Raw genomic sequence first — 16,036 nt, 5'->3', positions numbered from 1 at the left:
AAAGTTAGTAGGTAATTAAAGTAATTACTTATCAGTACTTAGCTTAAGTAATACAATAACACACCGATTATATCCTTATAAATAACCTCATTTAATCAAAAAGAGACCCTATATGAGCTCAATTCAAATCATTGTTGGCAGTATGCTTGGTGGCACAGAATATGTTGCAGAGGCCTGTGAAGAAACCCTAAATGAGCTAGATCATCATGTTGATATTCACCTAAAACCGGATCTTAAAAGCATCATCAGCAACACTTTCTCGAGCGAAAAAGAACAAAAAAACAACAGTAATTGCACCGATAATCCTATTTGGATCGTTTGTACCTCAACACATGGCGCCGGTGACTACCCTGACAACATCCAGCAATTTGTTAGTGATCTTAGTTATTGTGAACAAGATCTATCCACTGTTAGTTTTTTAACCATCGGGATCGGTGATTCTAATTATGATACTTATTGCAAAGCGGCCAAAGACATAACAAAACTATTAATTTCAAAGGGTTGTACTGAAATAACCCCCCTTAAGACCTTTGATATGTCAGAAGATATTGATCCAGAAGAGCTTGCACAGCAGTGGATTAGTACAAATAAAGATCTACTTTAGATCTAGTGGGATCAGTTACCCATAAGTTATCAACAGTTAATGCCATCAATTATTGTACTTGTGGATAAAACAGTTAATAACCGGTTATTTATCTATTATTATCCAGTTGATTAAATTACATTTTAAAAGGCCTGTGGATAAGTCGTGCTTTTGATCAAAGCTTATTTACTGGTTGATCAAAGCTTGATCACAAGGTTATCATTACTGTTAGTGTTTAATAAATATAATAAAAAGTTACTTATCCACAGAAAATAACGATCCTAATAAGTAATAATAATAAGATCTTTATAAAGATCTCTTTTTATATACTAAGGATCTACTCCGATCTTTTTTACGAATTTGATCGTATCCTTGGAGAGAAAAAAGCGGTAAAATACGTTTCCTAATTTTGGAGTGTTGCAAATTTTGCAGCACACTTTTTAATAAAAACGTAACTAATTTTAACCAAGCAGGATTGTAAATTTATGTGGTATCAAGAGTCTTTTGACGTAATTGTTGTTGGTGGTGGTCATGCAGGAACAGAAGCCGCACTTGCAGCAGCACGTATGGGCTGCAAAACATTGTTGTTAACTCATAACATTGACACCCTCGGCCAAATGTCTTGTAATCCTGCTATCGGTGGTATTGGCAAAGGACATTTGGTTAAAGAAATTGATGCCTTGGGTGGTTTGATGGCTACAGCCATTGATCATAGTGCCATTCAATTTAGAACGTTGAATTCGAGTAAAGGGCCAGCGGTAAGAGCTACTCGTGCTCAAGCTGATCGTGTTTTATATCGTAATTACGTTCGTAACGTATTGGAAAACCAAGAAAACTTGACTATTTTTCAGCAGCCTTGTGATGACTTGATCCTTGAAAACGATCGCGTAGTCGGTGTATCAACCCAAATGGGGCTTAAGTTTAAAGCTAAAACGGTAGTGCTTACCGTCGGGACTTTCCTTTCAGGACTTATTCACATTGGTTTAAATAATTATCAAGGTGGTCGAGCCGGTGATCCTGCCAGTGTAAATTTAGCTGCAAAAATGCGCGATATGCCCTTTAGAATGGGTCGCTTAAAAACAGGGACACCGCCAAGACTTGATGCAAGATCGTTAGATTTTTCTGTGATGGAAGAACAAGCAGGTGATACACCTAGACCGGTGTTTTCTTTTATGGGATCACGCGATGATCATCCAGAGCAAATATCATGTTATATCACGCATACTAACGAACAAACCCACCAGCATATACGAGATGGTTTAGATAGATCACCTATGTATACGGGCGTAATTGACGGTGTAGGCCCAAGATACTGTCCATCAATTGAAGACAAAATTACCCGTTTTGCAGATAAAAATTCTCACCAAATATTTGTTGAGCCTGAAGGTTTAACGACGCATGAAGTATACCCTAATGGTATTTCAACCAGCTTACCTTTTGATGTACAGATTAATTTAGTACGCTCAATCAAAGGTTTTGAAAACGCTTTTATTACTCGCCCTGGTTATGCCATTGAATATGATTACTTTGATCCTCGAGATTTAAAACAAAGTTTAGAAAGTAAATTTGTGGAGAACTTATATTTTGCCGGACAAATTAATGGTACTACCGGTTATGAAGAAGCGGCGGCTCAAGGACTCATAGCAGGTACTAACGCAGCGAATAAAGTGAAAGAGCGTGATGAGTTCATTCTTGGTAGAGATCAAGCTTACGTGGGGGTATTAATTGATGATTTAGCCACATTAGGGACTAAAGAACCTTATCGTATGTTTACTTCTCGCGCTGAATACCGTTTATTACTCCGTGAAGATAACGCAGATATTCGCTTAACAGAACTAGGTCGTAAAGTCGGTTTAGTTGATGACGCCCGCTGGAAACGATTTAATGAGAAGATGGAAAATATTGAACTTGAACGTCAACGTTTACGATCTACTTGGGTGCAAAAGGATCATACACAGATAGATCAAATTAATGCCTTACTGAAATCACCCATGAGTAAAGAAGCTAATTTAGAAGACTTAATTCGTCGCCCGGAAGTTAACTATACCGATCTAATGAAAATTGAAGGCTTAGGTCCGGCAATAGAAGATAAAGAAGCTTCACAACAAATTGAGATTCAAACTAAATATGCGGGCTACATAGACAGACAGCTTGACGAAATTGCCAAGAAAAAACGTAATGAAGGTACTTTGATCCCAACAGACTTTGATTACCAACAAATTTCAGGCTTGTCTAATGAAGTTGTCGCCAAGCTAAAAGACGCTCGTCCTGAAACTATTGGTAAAGCTTCTCGAATTTCTGGTATTACTCCGGCAGCAATTTCGTTATTATTAGTCTACTTAAAAAAACACGGTCTTTTACGCAAATTAGCGTAGCAGCAATAGGTAGGTACGAGCCGCTAACTAACTTTTAATTTAAGGTTAAGCAGTAAGGCTCGTCAAAAATAAAATGAATTTAACACAGCAATTAACGACACTGATCAGTAAAACGCAGCTAGTCGTCTCTCAAGAACAAATCGATTTACTTATTCAATACGTTGAGTTACTCAATAAATGGAATAAAGCCTATAACCTCACTGCTGTTCGTGATCCTAGTGAAATGTTAGTTAAACACATTATGGATAGCTTAATGGTCGGCGAAGTACTTATAGGTGAAAACTTTATCGATGTTGGTACAGGTCCTGGTTTACCAGGCATTCCATTAGCCATATTGTATCCAGAAAGAAATTTCGTCTTATTAGATAGTTTAGGTAAGCGTATTACTTTCCTTAGACAAGCCGTTTTTCAACTAAAACTCACTAATGTCACACCGGTGAAGGCAAGAGTTGAAGACTATCAAGGTGAACAAGCTTTTGATGGTGTACTTAGTCGTGCCTTCTCTTCCCTTAATGATATGGTAAGCTGGTGTCAGCATTTAATAACCACTGAGCAAGGACGATTTTTTGCTTTAAAAGGGCAGTATCCTCAGGATGAAATTAACCAACTACCTGAAAATATTACTTTAGTAGACAGTCATAAGATTATCGTACCTGACTTGGTTGGTGAACGCCATGTACTGGTATTGAAGAAATTGCACTAGCAACAAATAAAAATAGAGGCGCTTGTGGGAAAAATAATAGCAATTGCAAACCAAAAAGGTGGTGTGGGTAAAACTACAACCGCGGTTAATTTGGCTGCCTCATTGGCGGCGACAAAACGCAAAGTTTTATTAATTGATTTAGATCCGCAAGGTAATGCCACCATGGCCAGTGGTGTTGATAAATACAATGTTCATGCTACTTGTTATGAATTACTGGTTGAAGAGCAGAGTGTTGAGCAGGTTGTCATTAAAGAAACCTCAGGTCTTTATCATTTAATTTCAGCCAATGCCGATGTTACTGCCGCAGAAATCAAATTGATGGGCGTTTTTGCCCGAGAACAACGTTTAAAAAATGCCTTAGCGCCAGTGAAAGACTACTATGATTTTATTATCATAGATTGTCCACCATCATTGAATATGCTTACCGTTAACGCTATGACGGCAGCCGACTCTGTTTTAGTGCCAATGCAATGTGAATACTATGCATTAGAGGGCTTAACTGCACTAATGGATACTATTACTAAGCTAACTTCTGTGGTGAATGATAAATTACATATTGAAGGCATACTTCGTACTATGTATGATCCTCGTAATCGTTTAGCAAATGATGTATCTGAGCAATTAAAACGCCATTTTGGTGATAAAGTTTATCGTAGTGTTATCCCTCGAAATGTTCGTTTAGCTGAAGCGCCGAGTTTTGGTACGCCAGCCATGTATTATGATAAATCATCAACAGGTGCTAAAGCCTATTTAGCGCTAGCGGGTGAAGTGTTACGTAAAAATGATGCCGCTAAAAAAGCCCAGAAAGCTACCGCCAGTGTCGCAAATTAGCGCAAAGGAAAATTATGAGTACAGCAAAACGTAAAGGCGTTAGTCGCTTAGGTCGCGGACTTGATGCTTTATTATCGCCACAAATCTCAGCCGCACCTGCAGAAGCAATCGCAGCTAATACCACTGAAGCAAGCGATAGTGTGCAAAACACAGATAATGAATTACAAAAATTGGCTATTACTAAATTAGTACCGGGTAAATACCAACCACGTCGTGAAATGTCAGATACAGGTCTTGAAGAGTTATCATTATCAATTAAATCTCAAGGTATTATTCAACCGATAGTTGTTCGTTTAGTTGCTGATGGCCAATATGAAATAATTGCTGGTGAACGCCGTTGGCGCGCAGCTAAATTAGCACAGCTTGATGTCATTCCCTGCTTAATTAAAAACGTACCGGATGAATCAGCGGTGGCTATCGCGCTTATTGAGAATATCCAGCGTGAAGATCTTAATGCCATGGAAGAAGCTATCGCCTTACATCGCTTATTAACTGAATTTGATTTAACCCATCAGGAAGTTGCCACCGCTATTGGTAAATCACGTACAACCGTGAGTAACCTATTACGTTTAAATAATTTAAACGAAGAAGTTAAAACTTTTTTAGAAAATGGTGATATTGAAATGGGTCATGCCCGTGCTTTATTGGCATTAGAAGGTGATGTACAAACGACAGCGGCGCAAACGGTAGCCACTAAAGAATTAACGGTAAGAGATACAGAAGCTTTAATTAAAAAGATTCAAAATCCGGTCGCAGTAAAAGAAAAAGTAGCAAAAGCTATTGAGACAATTGCGTTGGAACAAAGCTTAGCAGATAAAATTGGTGCTCAAGTTGTGATAAACCACAATAAAAATGGTAAAGGTAAGCTTGTTATCTCATACGACAACTTAGCCAAACTTGAAGAGATATTAGCCAAAATTAACTAAGCGTTATTGTTAATAACTCTATATAAAAGCCAGCGACATGCTGGTTTTTTGTATTTTACCTTGTGGGTTATTCCATGGATTCAAATGAAACGTCAAGCGAATGATTTATGGTGATGATCGAGTATCACAATGAGGACGTAGCTAGCCATTACCTATAATGGGCTACTTAAGCGCCCTACCAGAAAGTTTAAGTATATTCATATGAATAGCGTGACTCTACCTCCATTTTAATATAATTCGTTTGCCTTGCCGTCTCTGTGAGTGTGTTTTATATCAAAGGTGATAAGAAATTAATAAGGGGTCGTAATAGCAATTACACTAATGAATTGATCCGCGAATAAACTCCCTAAGAGCGAGTACCTAATAAATGCACAGGTTACATGCGTCGTTATTGATTTCGATAAGGACGCTACATGCATGGTGTTCTTATAGAGTACAGACGGTACAGGAAGTACCTTATTAGATAATGCAGGAGCAAATTATCCTGATTATTATCCGGACTACCATTCTCTTCAATCAATGCATTACCTCTCAGTTTTTTAATTTTCGCTACGTGGTCAATTAATGAATGTACTTGGTATCATAACCTTTGAATCAACAGCTATTTAACGTAAAGTACTATTAATTATTACTTTCAAGGATGAAATTATGCAAGAACTTCCGCCATTAACCTTAGTTAAAACTTGGCTTGATGTTGTTCAACAACTCGACCTGCCCCTCACTATTAGCAACAAACGTAAAAAGTTACTCTGCTATTATTTTGGTTCTGTTCAGCAAGCGATAATCCATGTGGAAAATAATGATAATTATTACCAAAAGAGTGTCTTAGGGATGCTTTAGTCTGTTGATTATGGTCCGACAGGAGTCGAGTTGTGTTCTGTGGGCCTTTAGTTTTAGGGTTTTATTAGGTTTATTGAGTTCAGTGTTACCTTGAGTGTTACTTTCGAGTTGGTTTACTCAACAGGTATAAGAATAAATTATTTTGTGATATAAAAATATCCTCAGTAAAACCTTATACTCATACTTAATTGCCCAACAATATTGAATGTAAGTAATCGATGATTCAAAACCTATTAAGCTCTACTAGCATTTCGAAGCAATCTCGCGGCATTTGTGGGACTCCATTTATTATGAGTCAGACAATGAAAGGGATTTACTACCGCCATTTCAAAATTGATCACAATGAATACGCTAATTTAATTATTGATGCCAGTTCGTATAAACAAGAATTTAAAGAATATTATGGCAATTCAGTTTTAGTGTTTTTAGATAGCTTGAGTATGGATGACAGACGATTGCTATGGTTAGAGTATAAAAAATCCGTAGGGCCTATAGAATGGTCCTTAGTAATCGAAAGTTGTCAGGAATGTAAGTCGTATTCAACTTGTCCGGTTGATAAGGCTATAATTGAATTTGAACAGCAACAGAAAATTTATGAGCTAGAAAAGCTTGATGAACTCCCCCCGTTAAAATCGCTTCATAGTCATAAATGGTTAATTCAAAATGATCTTGGAACAATGACAGGCCATAATTGACTTGATAGTTATAGGCTCATTTTTATTTAGCTAACAAGAATATACCAGTATCTACTTTCAAACTTTCCTTTGAGCTATCTCTGCGATTTAAGTCATGGGGAGCTAACTATTCCATATGTTTAAATAATGAGTTTTCGCCTTTTAAATGATCATTTGGGTATCAAATAAAAATAAGTTGTAGAGGTCCTAAGGAATGGCTCTTGTAACTAATTGTCTAGTATGCGTTTTTTTTGATTATCTGGCGGGAACTGGCGGAGGGCTGTAGAGGCCTTACTTTGTAAATACTTAGGTGCTAAGTTATTGAGAAATTGATAATTTAAAAAATAAAAGGAAAGCACTGTATGAACGATTTATGGAATCAGGATTCAACATTAACATTACCGTTTGAATCGAAATTGAAATCTGTCATTAATGAGTTAATGATAAAAGAGTCAGGTAATACTAAAAAAGAAATTGAAATTGATGTGGGATTAATAGGATACAAACAATTCATATATATTGGTCGTTATGCTAATACTTCAGAAGCTACTATAAATGTCACTATTCACCCTGACTTTTGTGAACAATTAGATTCTGTTATTGATCCAAACAAGGTGAAGATAGGTAGCCTTAGAAAAAGCAAGCTAGGGCGTATGAGTCTAAGTTCTAATTATAAAAAATTTCCACAAAACAATGCGACAACACAGCGGGTAGGAGCTAAGTACAGAGTCCCTATGAATGATGGATTAAAGGGGTTTAAGTGCTTACTTGAAAATATATTGAGTTTAAAATAAAGGACTTACAATCGCCCAGCGGAAGGTGGCATAAAACATCCGCAGCCATGCCAAGTCATTTATATCTTTAAGTAAGGGATTGTGATTGAAGTTACATTGTTTGAGTTATGAATAGGGATAACATTAAACTATCTAATTTCAGGGTGAGTGGTTGACTGCGGGAAAGACCGTATATGTAAATTCAGGTAACTCATATTTGGATAGTTTAAATAACACTATCACCAAAAGTTGTTTTCATTTGAGTAATAGCCGTAGGCCAATACTTCTTTTCTAGTAGGATAATATTGTTCCGCTTCTGTTCAAATGTTTTCCAGCGCAGCCACTTAGGCTTAGGCCAGTAATAAATGTTTTCAAACATATTATTAATATCAGGCCAATCAAAACCCCATAATTATTTTCTTAGCTTTCTAATGCGCCTCATTAACCTGTCTTGTGGTCGTTTACTTTGGCTTGCGTAATGTAAGCCGATACATTGACGTCACATAGGCATTATTGATCGCGTAGAGGCTTTGGCGTTGTTTTTGGCAGTATGGGCAGTTATGTAAAGTTTATTGCTTGCGCTGCTGCTATCGAGCTTCAGGGCAATATCATGGGGCTTATCGTTTATGGTGAATGTTATATAACGAACGCCATCTTTATTTTCAGATAATTATATTTTTGAATGTTCATCATTAAGGTGTTCAGAGGTAAGAGAGTAATTACCTAATGGCTTTGTAAGTATAATTTTAAACACATTGGCGTTAACAAGGTGATATTCACTAGTGTAAGCCTTTTTTTGTGTTCTGCCGTAATGATGGCTTTTAGGCATAAGAGAAACGTTTTATCTATTTCCGTTCATAACTTTTAAAACAATTACTTTTATTCCATTGGTTTGTATAGATATTTTTGAGCATCTTTTGAAATCTGAAGGTATTACTTCTTCTTCAAATTCGTCACCAGTTACTAAGTCATAAATATTAGATGAAAAGTTACTTAGTTTGACGATTTCTGATTTATAAACTTTGTCTTGTATGATCGAGTTAAGCTCTCTCGTTAACGTTCTTACAACCTTAAGTGAAGATGTAATTTCAATTTCTAGAATCTTTTTTTCTTGTTTTAAAGTAGGGCTACAATCGGCTTTATAATCATTAGCCCAGTATAGAATCGACTTTTCCTCTAATAACTCCAAGTACTCTTTTAAAGCGGAGGCCGTTGAAAATATAGATTTGCTTTTTTCTTGTAATTTCCAATGAAAGTAATTAAATACGAAGGCTGAAAACGATGCTATAACAACTAGAAAGAATGCTTTGAGTAAATCCATTTATTCATCCTTGGTTGATTCATATTCTTTACAATTAAATTTGGCTTCCTTTATATATTGTTTGATTTTATTTTCATAAAATTCAAAATCTTGATCAGTATATGTAAATTTAATTTTACCTAACATTGAGTCCGCTTCCATATAGCCATACTTAACTATACCTGCAAATCCTTCAACTAAAAATGAAGAACCATAAGCTTCTACGTCATTATCTAATATAAAGTTGATTTTTTGGTTGGCATTTAGATTATTTAATAGGCCACGTAATTTCTCTTCTCGAAATGCCTCGCCGCTACTTAAATTGTTTTTCATTTTAGTCCCTTTGTATTCGTTATAAAAACGACCTGTAGGATCTTTGGAAAATTGTTCACCAATATCGAAATCTATATTCATTTATATTTCCCCTTCGAGGGTTACACTCCAAATTAATAAAGTTCCAAGAATAGGAGCTTTAAATGATTCAGATTTGTTTTTAACTTTGCCATTAATAATTGAATATTTATAAAGGCCTCGTTGACTAATTATAGACAAGTATCCGTCACTACGGTGCTTAATAAATTCTAATAAATCTTGTAAGCCTTTACCTCTATCTTCTTCACCAGTACTTGTACGTTCGACTTCAACAGCTGCTTTGATTAAAATCGAATCAAGCTTTCTTTGAGCTTGTGGAATAAAACTTAAAGATTTATATATTTTTTCCCATAACTCTGAGGCTTTAAGAGTATTAGGAATACCAATACCTTGATCATAAAAAACAATTTTCAATTCTTTAGTACTTTTGTTTAATGAACCAGTTAGATACCAGTTTTTCTCAGCATTGTTTTTGTACTTATGTTCAGGGTATGCGTGATGAGATACATTTGTAATTGCTTCATCTAGGCCACTTCGTAAAAATGTCCACTTATTTATATCGTCACCAATTAATTGCTGTAATGCTTTTCTTAAAACCCTTGATTTTTTTGCGTCTCCGCATTGCCCTTTAATATATTTAACTAATGCTAAATCTGATGTATTACTTACTTTGGGAAGTTCAGGCTGGTTATTAAATAAATCAAAGAAACCAACTTCCAAAAATTGCTCAATTATTTCAGGTTGCCAATTCTCAATGTTTGGCACTAAATCAGCATTTAATATATCTTCCCATTTTGAAATTTCAGCAGTTAATACTAAAGATGCGGACGTTGATATTTTTTTCAAACTGTCAAAATTAACAGATTTTAGTTTGTAGGCTTTATTACTTAATTTATTACCGTGCCCTAACTTTCTAATAACTTGAAAGTATAAAGCTGTTTCTTCATAATCATCACAAAAATTTAAAGACTCAGGTAGAAAAAGTATAAAATTTCTTCTTTTCAACTTCTCAATTTTTATTGTTTTTTTTATTATTAAGGAATCAATCCACCGATTAATTTCTTTCCACTCACTACTTTTATTTTTATCATCATATTTACTTGAATTATTATTCTTAAGATGCTTCTTCCTATCTCGTAAACAACGTAAAATATCACTACGCCTTTGCTTTAATGATAATTTCTTCAATTGACTTCCTTGTTTATATAGTCCGAAAAACAGGCGGTAACTTTACTAAATAATACCATAAATATTTAGATTATAATCTGTAATAACTTGTTTTATATTTATATTAATCTAGAACTGTATTTTATTCTGCTTGTTCCATAGTTTTTCGTTTGCTCTGGCTTGTATCCTTTACCACGTGCTTTAGCTAAGTAGGATATACGCCAAATAGCCGCCTGTATCGTCTCGTAATCATCTCTTTTAACATTGTAATAGCAGTTGTCAGGAAAGAATTCAGAGCCGTCTAATTGTCGCCATAGCTCTTTAACCTTGTTTGTTATTTCATGAGGATAATTAACTTTGTGACCATCGATCATTAACGCATAGTGGTAGTGTTGTTGTTTGGCTGTTTCTAGCTCTCTACACCAAACAAAGCCAATACGCTTTAAATTGTATTTACGTTTGAGCCATTTATGTAATCTGCGATTAAAGGCCGTTATTAACCCGTTATTTTCGGTGTATTCATAAACTCTCAGGTCAAAACGTATTATGTGTATTTTGCTGTGGTGGCTTAACATGGTATCAACTTGGTTAATCATTGATTTTATAGCGTGTGAAATTAAGCCGCTTCCTTTTGAGTTTACTCGCCAAGTTTGACCGTTTACAGTTATTGCTATGTCTTTGGTTATGTATGCCATTAGATAGTTTAATAACTAAGATAACGCTAAAGGATATTATTAATTACCTAGTTCAAAGTTAGTTATTACTTACCTGTTTAAACCCAGTGGATATAATTGTTTTATTGAAGTAACTAAAAATATAGGGGTAAGAAACCTATAAATAGCGGTTAATAACAATCAATGTATATAGGGTGGTTCGTAACAGGTTTGTAACTGCTAACTTTTTAAAAGCTGTTAACTTGGTTATACTCTGGTTGTTGGCTAGTGGTTTAGCCGCAAAACTTCATCCACTAGCCAGTTTAAACGAAAGCCTACTTTGTTAATCCTGAGTGGGCTTTTTACTTTCTATTCGCTGTTCATATTCCTTGTCAGCTTCGGCTTTTTCTTGTTTCGCTTGTTCAAGGCGTTTTACAGCGTTTTTAGTACCATAATATGATCGGTCTTTATATTGTTTTCTGGCAATGGTTCTTGCGTCTTTGTCTTGCTCCCAGTCGCAAGAAAAGTGACGATCATCTAACCAATAGAATGTTTGCTTTTTACCGTTAAACTCACCTTGTTCTGTATGGATAAGCCAGTGCTGATAATACTCACCTGTTAGCTGCTGTAGGTAAGCACGAAAACCTCCACCAAGTTCATTACACAAATGATCTCTAGCGTGTTTATTGCGGTCGTTTAGAATTGATAAAAATTCATAAGCAGTACTGCTTAACTCAGGTAAAGCGCCATCAGGGGCGGTAAATAATAAATTATCCATGTTGCCCCCTATGCTGCTTTCTTGCGTTGTTGGATTAGCTCAGATACAAGCTGTTTGATTTGTTCTGGATATTGTTCTTCAATACGAGCTTGAATAACAGCTTCTACTTCATATTTGATGTAAGCAACGGCACGATCACCGATCGAGATAGATGGACAGAATAGACCTGCTTTTTCGTCAAGTTGTAATGCGGATTTTGATCTAGCTGTTAATGCTAGTACTTCAGGGCGGCGGATCAGTTTGTAAGGTGTGTTAATAGTCATATCAGTTCCTCTGTGGTTGATTATGTCTATTATGTGGTATGTGATTTTTTACGACTAAAACAAATAAACCACTTATTTGTTATTCATTAAAACTAAGAGAGCTTTTTTGATGGTTTCTTCTGCTGTAAGCTTGTTATTGAAAACCTTTAAAATTACTTGTTCTACCAATGGCTTAGGGTAACCAAGGCTAAGCAAGGCATTGATGGAATCGACCTTTATTTCTGCTTTATCAATTAAAGATGTTTGCTTATTAAAGTTTTTTTTCCACCTATAATAAGCAACTATAAAACTTTCTATATTATCTTCAGTCACATTAATTATTGGGCAGTCTGTTTCAGATTCTTCACAACTCTTCAAATATGACAATGTAAATTCTTCAAGATTAAATTTTATATTAGTATTAACGACACATTGCTTTTCTCTTATTACGTGGTAATGAAATTCCTTAAAATTAGTACTACTAACTTTACGCATTGAGTAATTACCGGATCTTTTCACGACCTGACCAAAAAACACTTCTTCTAAAGATAATTTTCCCTCCGCAATAAAATATAGGTTAAAGCATTTTGCTAACATCATTAATATTTCTGGAGGGGGGTAACTACCGCAACTAATATCATTTAAAAAAAGCTCTAAAGGGTTGTTGAACCTAAAATGTTCCTTATAGGGTAAAAGTTCAGGTATTCTCCCTGCTATTTTTTTGTAAAGTTTTTCAAGTCTATCTATTTGCTCTAGACCTACACTATCTATATCAGTAGTAAAATCTTTACCTCTGTATTCAGAGATAATATATGATAAATTAGCCAGTGTTTCAGAAAGTAATTCTGTTGTTGGATCTTGAGTTCTTTCGTAAAAATTATTTATCCAATCCATAGTATTGAAAAAATTAGGTTCTATACCGGTTTTACTTATCAACTCGAGAACTGTTGATTCCTCAATTAGGTTTTCACTTTCCGCCCACTCTAAATCTTCATCATGTGTTCTATCATTTACATTACTCATCCTTGAACCTTTAAATTTATAATATTATTTTTTTGAGTTGTTTTCCCTATTTGAGCTTGTTCAATATGCTCAGACCACCAATACATTAACTTTCGTCTACGCTCTAAATAATCAGCGCGGTTATATATTCGCCTCACTTCGTTTTTATCAGCATGGGCTAAAGCGGCTTCGATAACATCAGCATCAAAACCTTGTTCATTTAGTGTAGTGCTGGCGAGAGAACGTAAACCATGCCCGACTAACTTATCTTTATAACCCATGCGCTTAATAGCCATATTCACTGTGCTAGGGTTGATGTGCGTTAGTGGGTTGTTGTATGAAGGGAATATATAGTCTTTATGCCCACTTAACGGTTTCATACGCGCTAATATGTCTAATGTTTTATCAGTTAACGGTATAACATGTTCGCGTTTCATCTTCATTCGTTCGGCAGGAATAACCCAAACGTTTTCAGTAAAATCTATTTCAGCCCATTTTGCGCCTGCGGCCTCACCTGCCCTTGTTATGGTATGTAGCTGCCATTCGATTAATAAAAGTGTGGTGAGCTTAATGTTGGCGTATTTTAAATCCTCCATAAACTTAGGTAGTTCATCAGGTTTTAACGTGGGCATATTTCTTACTTTGGGCGCTTCAAAAGCGTGGTTTATACCTGATAAGGGATTGTTATTAATAACGCCAGTATTTAACGCAAAGATCATAATGTTATTAAGTCGCTGACAGATTCTTTTAACAGTTTCTAATTTACCTTTTTCTGAAATAGGCTTAATAATATCAATAACCATAGGAGCGGTTAACTTTGAAATAGCGATACCGCCAAGTTTTGGCATAACGTGTAAATCGAGCATACGTTTAATTTCGTTTGCTGTATTTTCTTTTATTTCGCTTTTTTTTACATTGAACCACGTTATATATAGGGTTTGTAGTGTATTGGTTAACCGCTCTTTTTCAGCTTGTGCGTGCTGGTTTTTATGATCTTTGGGGTCTATATCATCAGCAAGTAAGGTTCTGGCTTCGGCTCGTTTTTCTCTGGCTTTAGCTAAAGTAACATCGGGATATTGGCCAAAACCTAAATTAGCTCGTTTTTTGGTGAACGGTCGATAGTAATTGAATAGCCATATTTTAGAGCCACTGGGCTTAATTCTAAGCATCAAACCGTTACCGTCAGATAAGTTGTACTCTTTTACTTTTGGTTTAGCGTGCTTAACTTCTGTGCTTGTTAGAGGGGATATTATCTTAGCCATAGTAACACCAGTATTTAAAATATAGGGTAAATTAGGAGCTGGACTCGCCAGTGTTACTATGAATGTTACTATAAAGATTGGTTTTAATAAATCGCTATTAATCGTTGTTGATAGCTAAAAGCAAGGTTTTTATAGGGTTTTCGTGGAATTTAGAGCATTAATGTTTATTATTAATGCTGTAAATGGTCCACCCGACAGGAGTCGAACCTGTGACCTCGCCCTCCGGAGGGGCGCGCTCTATCCAGCTGAGCTACGGGTGGTTTATTGAGGAGATATATTAAGAAAAACATAGCTTCAAGGAATGCGCGGCAAATACTATAATTTATCAATATAATTGTCTAGTGTAGTTAACAAAATATCTCATTTTAGCTAGGTTTATAGGTTCTTTTAACCGAATATTGACCCTATTTTTTTTATTTATGTACTTTAGTGAAAAAACTTCCTAAAGTTATGAATACCCTATCAAATCTTTGGTTATATTTTCACAATGAAAGCATGTTTCTTCGGATTACTCTCATTAATACTTCCACAAACTTTTTTTTCAAGTTTACTTATTGCTTGTACATTGATTGTTATGCCACTTTCAGCACAACAATTTGAAACCGTAACCATTAACGCAGAGCCTATTGTTCAAACAATAAACCGTACTGGTAAATTAGCCTTCAAGCGAACGTTAAAGCTATCTTTCAAAAGTAGTGGTTACCTCGAAGCACTTAATATAGATGAAGGGGAAAGCTTCACTAAAGGCCAGTTACTCGCAGAGCTTGATAGTGCAGAGCTTGTTGCAGAAAAAAATGCTAGTTATGCTCGATTATTACAGGCTAAAAGAGATATTAAGCGGGTTAATACTCTGCTCAGTAAAAACTTAAGTTCTCAACAAGCATTAGATGAAGCTAAAACGTTAGTTGCAACAACGCGTGCTAGTCATAAAGTGGCAGAATATAATTTATCTAAATCACAATTATTCGCCCCTTTTGATGGTGTGGTATTAACAAGGTTTACTGAGTTAGGAGAGCTGCAAAGCCCGAATCAAAGTGCATTAAAAATAGCGGCAATAGACAATAATCTAGTAGTTCGAGTAGCGTTAACTGCTGAAGAAGTTAACCTCGTTAAATTACAGCAAAAACTTAGCATTAATTTGACTCAATTTGGTTTAGTTGAAGGTAGCCTGAGTAAAATCCCCGCGATTGCTGATCAACAAAGTCACTTATTTACCATTGAAGTTTTATTATCAGATTTAGCAATTGATCAAGTTGTTGTTGGTCAATTAGCACAGGTATCGACGGATATTATTACTGATACCCTAGCCTATCGTGTACCCATAGCTGCACTTAATAGTATTGATAGGCAAGGTCTAGCCTTAATTATGGTACAGGATGTTAACTCGACAAAGCTTGATAGTTTTATACAACAAGCGCTTGTTATCAAAAAACTCACCAATGATTATATATATTTATCTGCTCAGCAACCCTCCCTCCCCTTAAAGGTGGTTATTCGCGGTTGGCAACATCTAGCGTTAAGTAAAAATAAACCACTAGATAACGGTCAATAAAGG

General features: G+C 35.6%; 17 protein-coding genes and 1 tRNA gene. 9 read left to right on the top strand and 9 right to left on the bottom strand.

The features are described 5' to 3' along the window. Positions 1-112: 112 nt before the first annotated feature. From F580_RS0116105 to F580_RS0116070, 8 genes are all read left to right on the top strand, one after another. Positions 113-604, top strand: coding sequence for a flavodoxin domain-containing protein (locus F580_RS0116105; protein WP_019028779.1), 492 nt, complete (start codon positions 113-115; stop codon positions 602-604). A 464-nt stretch (positions 605-1,068) separates the two neighbouring features. Beyond that, positions 1,069-2,958, top strand: a complete 1,890-nt coding sequence (gene mnmG, locus F580_RS0116100) for a tRNA uridine-5-carboxymethylaminomethyl(34) synthesis enzyme MnmG (protein ID WP_019028778.1) — start codon at positions 1,069-1,071, stop codon at positions 2,956-2,958. Positions 2,959-3,031: 73 nt separating this feature from the next. Then, positions 3,032-3,661, top strand: coding sequence for a 16S rRNA (guanine(527)-N(7))-methyltransferase RsmG (gene rsmG, locus F580_RS0116095; protein ID WP_019028777.1), 630 nt, complete (start codon positions 3,032-3,034; stop codon positions 3,659-3,661). A 24-nt stretch (positions 3,662-3,685) separates the two neighbouring features. After that, positions 3,686-4,492 carry a ParA family protein gene (locus F580_RS0116090; protein WP_019028776.1) on the top strand — a complete coding sequence of 269 codons (807 nt, stop codon included), beginning with the start codon at positions 3,686-3,688 and terminating at the stop codon, positions 4,490-4,492. A gap of 14 nt (positions 4,493-4,506) precedes the next feature. Next, positions 4,507-5,418 (top strand): ParB/RepB/Spo0J family partition protein, encoded by a 912-nt coding sequence (locus F580_RS0116085; RefSeq protein WP_019028775.1) that lies wholly within the window; start codon positions 4,507-4,509, stop codon positions 5,416-5,418. A gap of 648 nt (positions 5,419-6,066) precedes the next feature. Then, positions 6,067-6,258, top strand: coding sequence for a hypothetical protein (locus tag F580_RS0116080; RefSeq protein ID WP_019028774.1), 192 nt, complete (start codon positions 6,067-6,069; stop codon positions 6,256-6,258). Positions 6,259-6,548: 290 nt separating this feature from the next. After that, positions 6,549-6,953 (top strand): hypothetical protein, encoded by a 405-nt coding sequence (locus tag F580_RS0116075; protein WP_157443141.1) that lies wholly within the window; start codon positions 6,549-6,551, stop codon positions 6,951-6,953. 341 nt (positions 6,954-7,294) lie between these two features. Beyond that, the gene (locus F580_RS0116070) at positions 7,295-7,726 is read left to right on the top strand and encodes a hypothetical protein (RefSeq protein WP_019028772.1); all 432 of its coding nucleotides are present in this window, start codon (positions 7,295-7,297) and stop codon (positions 7,724-7,726) included. Between the two features lie 820 nt (positions 7,727-8,546). Here the strand turns inward: F580_RS0116070 and F580_RS0116060 are convergent. From F580_RS0116060 to F580_RS0116015, 9 genes are all read right to left on the bottom strand, one after another. Beyond that, a complete protein-coding gene (locus F580_RS0116060; RefSeq protein ID WP_019028770.1) occupies positions 8,547-9,026 on the bottom strand; it encodes a hypothetical protein in 480 nt (159 codons plus the stop codon). Then, the gene (locus tag F580_RS0116055; RefSeq protein WP_019028769.1) at positions 9,027-9,419 is read right to left on the bottom strand and encodes a DUF4325 domain-containing protein; all 393 of its coding nucleotides are present in this window, start codon (positions 9,417-9,419) and stop codon (positions 9,027-9,029) included. Then, complete coding sequence (locus F580_RS0116050) at positions 9,420-10,565, bottom strand: hypothetical protein (RefSeq protein WP_019028768.1); 1,146 nt, start codon at positions 10,563-10,565, stop codon at positions 9,420-9,422. 98 nt (positions 10,566-10,663) lie between these two features. Then, positions 10,664-11,239 carry a YagK/YfjJ domain-containing protein gene (locus tag F580_RS0116045; protein WP_019028767.1) on the bottom strand — a complete coding sequence of 192 codons (576 nt, stop codon included), beginning with the start codon at positions 11,237-11,239 and terminating at the stop codon, positions 10,664-10,666. Positions 11,240-11,540: 301 nt separating this feature from the next. Further along, positions 11,541-11,975 (bottom strand): hypothetical protein, encoded by a 435-nt coding sequence (locus tag F580_RS24720; RefSeq protein WP_019028765.1) that lies wholly within the window; start codon positions 11,973-11,975, stop codon positions 11,541-11,543. Between the two features lie 8 nt (positions 11,976-11,983). Next, on the bottom strand, positions 11,984-12,238 hold the full coding sequence (locus F580_RS0116030; RefSeq protein ID WP_019028764.1) for a helix-turn-helix transcriptional regulator: 255 nt from the start codon (positions 12,236-12,238) through the stop codon (positions 11,984-11,986). A gap of 72 nt (positions 12,239-12,310) precedes the next feature. Next, entirely contained in the window at positions 12,311-13,240 is a 930-nt protein-coding gene (locus tag F580_RS0116025; protein WP_019028763.1) for a RuvA C-terminal domain-containing protein, read from the bottom strand. Next, positions 13,237-14,481 carry an integrase domain-containing protein gene (locus F580_RS0116020; protein ID WP_019028762.1) on the bottom strand — a complete coding sequence of 415 codons (1,245 nt, stop codon included), beginning with the start codon at positions 14,479-14,481 and terminating at the stop codon, positions 13,237-13,239. The genes F580_RS0116025 and F580_RS0116020 overlap by 4 nt, the downstream gene beginning before the upstream one ends. Before the next feature lie 183 nt (positions 14,482-14,664). After that, a tRNA-Arg gene (locus tag F580_RS0116015) sits at positions 14,665-14,741 on the bottom strand. 314 nt (positions 14,742-15,055) lie between these two features. Between F580_RS0116015 and F580_RS0116010 the strand changes: the two genes are divergently transcribed. Then, positions 15,056-16,033 carry an efflux RND transporter periplasmic adaptor subunit gene (locus F580_RS0116010; protein WP_245560635.1) on the top strand — a complete coding sequence of 326 codons (978 nt, stop codon included), beginning with the start codon at positions 15,056-15,058 and terminating at the stop codon, positions 16,031-16,033. The last annotated feature ends 3 nt before the right edge of the window (positions 16,034-16,036 follow it).

The organism is Colwellia piezophila ATCC BAA-637 (genome assembly GCF_000378625.1).
GTDB classification, from domain to species: domain Bacteria; phylum Pseudomonadota; class Gammaproteobacteria; order Enterobacterales; family Alteromonadaceae; genus Colwellia; species Colwellia piezophila.
This window is presented reverse-complemented; position numbering and strand designations above follow the sequence as displayed.

Excerpts from the sequence above, each read along its gene's own strand:
- F580_RS0116070 (WP_019028772.1), top strand. The coding sequence starts at position 7,295 with ATGAACGATTTATGGAATCAGGATTCAACATTAACATTACCGTTTGAA.
- mnmG (WP_019028778.1), top strand. The coding sequence starts at position 1,069 with ATGTGGTATCAAGAGTCTTTTGACGTAATTGTTGTTGGTGGTGGTCAT.
- F580_RS0116025 (WP_019028763.1), bottom strand. The coding sequence starts at position 13,240 with ATGAGTAATGTAAATGATAGAACACATGATGAAGATTTAGAGTGGGCG.
- F580_RS0116055 (WP_019028769.1), bottom strand. The coding sequence starts at position 9,419 with ATGAATATAGATTTCGATATTGGTGAACAATTTTCCAAAGATCCTACA.
- F580_RS0116020 (WP_019028762.1), bottom strand. The coding sequence starts at position 14,481 with ATGGCTAAGATAATATCCCCTCTAACAAGCACAGAAGTTAAGCACGCT.
- F580_RS0116075 (WP_157443141.1), top strand. The coding sequence starts at position 6,549 with ATGAGTCAGACAATGAAAGGGATTTACTACCGCCATTTCAAAATTGAT.
- F580_RS24720 (WP_019028765.1), bottom strand. The coding sequence starts at position 11,975 with ATGGATAATTTATTATTTACCGCCCCTGATGGCGCTTTACCTGAGTTA.
- rsmG (WP_019028777.1), top strand. The coding sequence starts at position 3,032 with ATGAATTTAACACAGCAATTAACGACACTGATCAGTAAAACGCAGCTA.
- F580_RS0116010 (WP_245560635.1), top strand. The coding sequence starts at position 15,056 with ATGCCACTTTCAGCACAACAATTTGAAACCGTAACCATTAACGCAGAG.
- F580_RS0116080 (WP_019028774.1), top strand. The coding sequence starts at position 6,067 with ATGCAAGAACTTCCGCCATTAACCTTAGTTAAAACTTGGCTTGATGTT.
- F580_RS0116085 (WP_019028775.1), top strand. The coding sequence starts at position 4,507 with ATGAGTACAGCAAAACGTAAAGGCGTTAGTCGCTTAGGTCGCGGACTT.
- F580_RS0116105 (WP_019028779.1), top strand. The coding sequence starts at position 113 with ATGAGCTCAATTCAAATCATTGTTGGCAGTATGCTTGGTGGCACAGAA.
- F580_RS0116060 (WP_019028770.1), bottom strand. The coding sequence starts at position 9,026 with ATGGATTTACTCAAAGCATTCTTTCTAGTTGTTATAGCATCGTTTTCA.
- F580_RS0116030 (WP_019028764.1), bottom strand. The coding sequence starts at position 12,238 with ATGACTATTAACACACCTTACAAACTGATCCGCCGCCCTGAAGTACTA.
- F580_RS0116045 (WP_019028767.1), bottom strand. The coding sequence starts at position 11,239 with ATGGCATACATAACCAAAGACATAGCAATAACTGTAAACGGTCAAACT.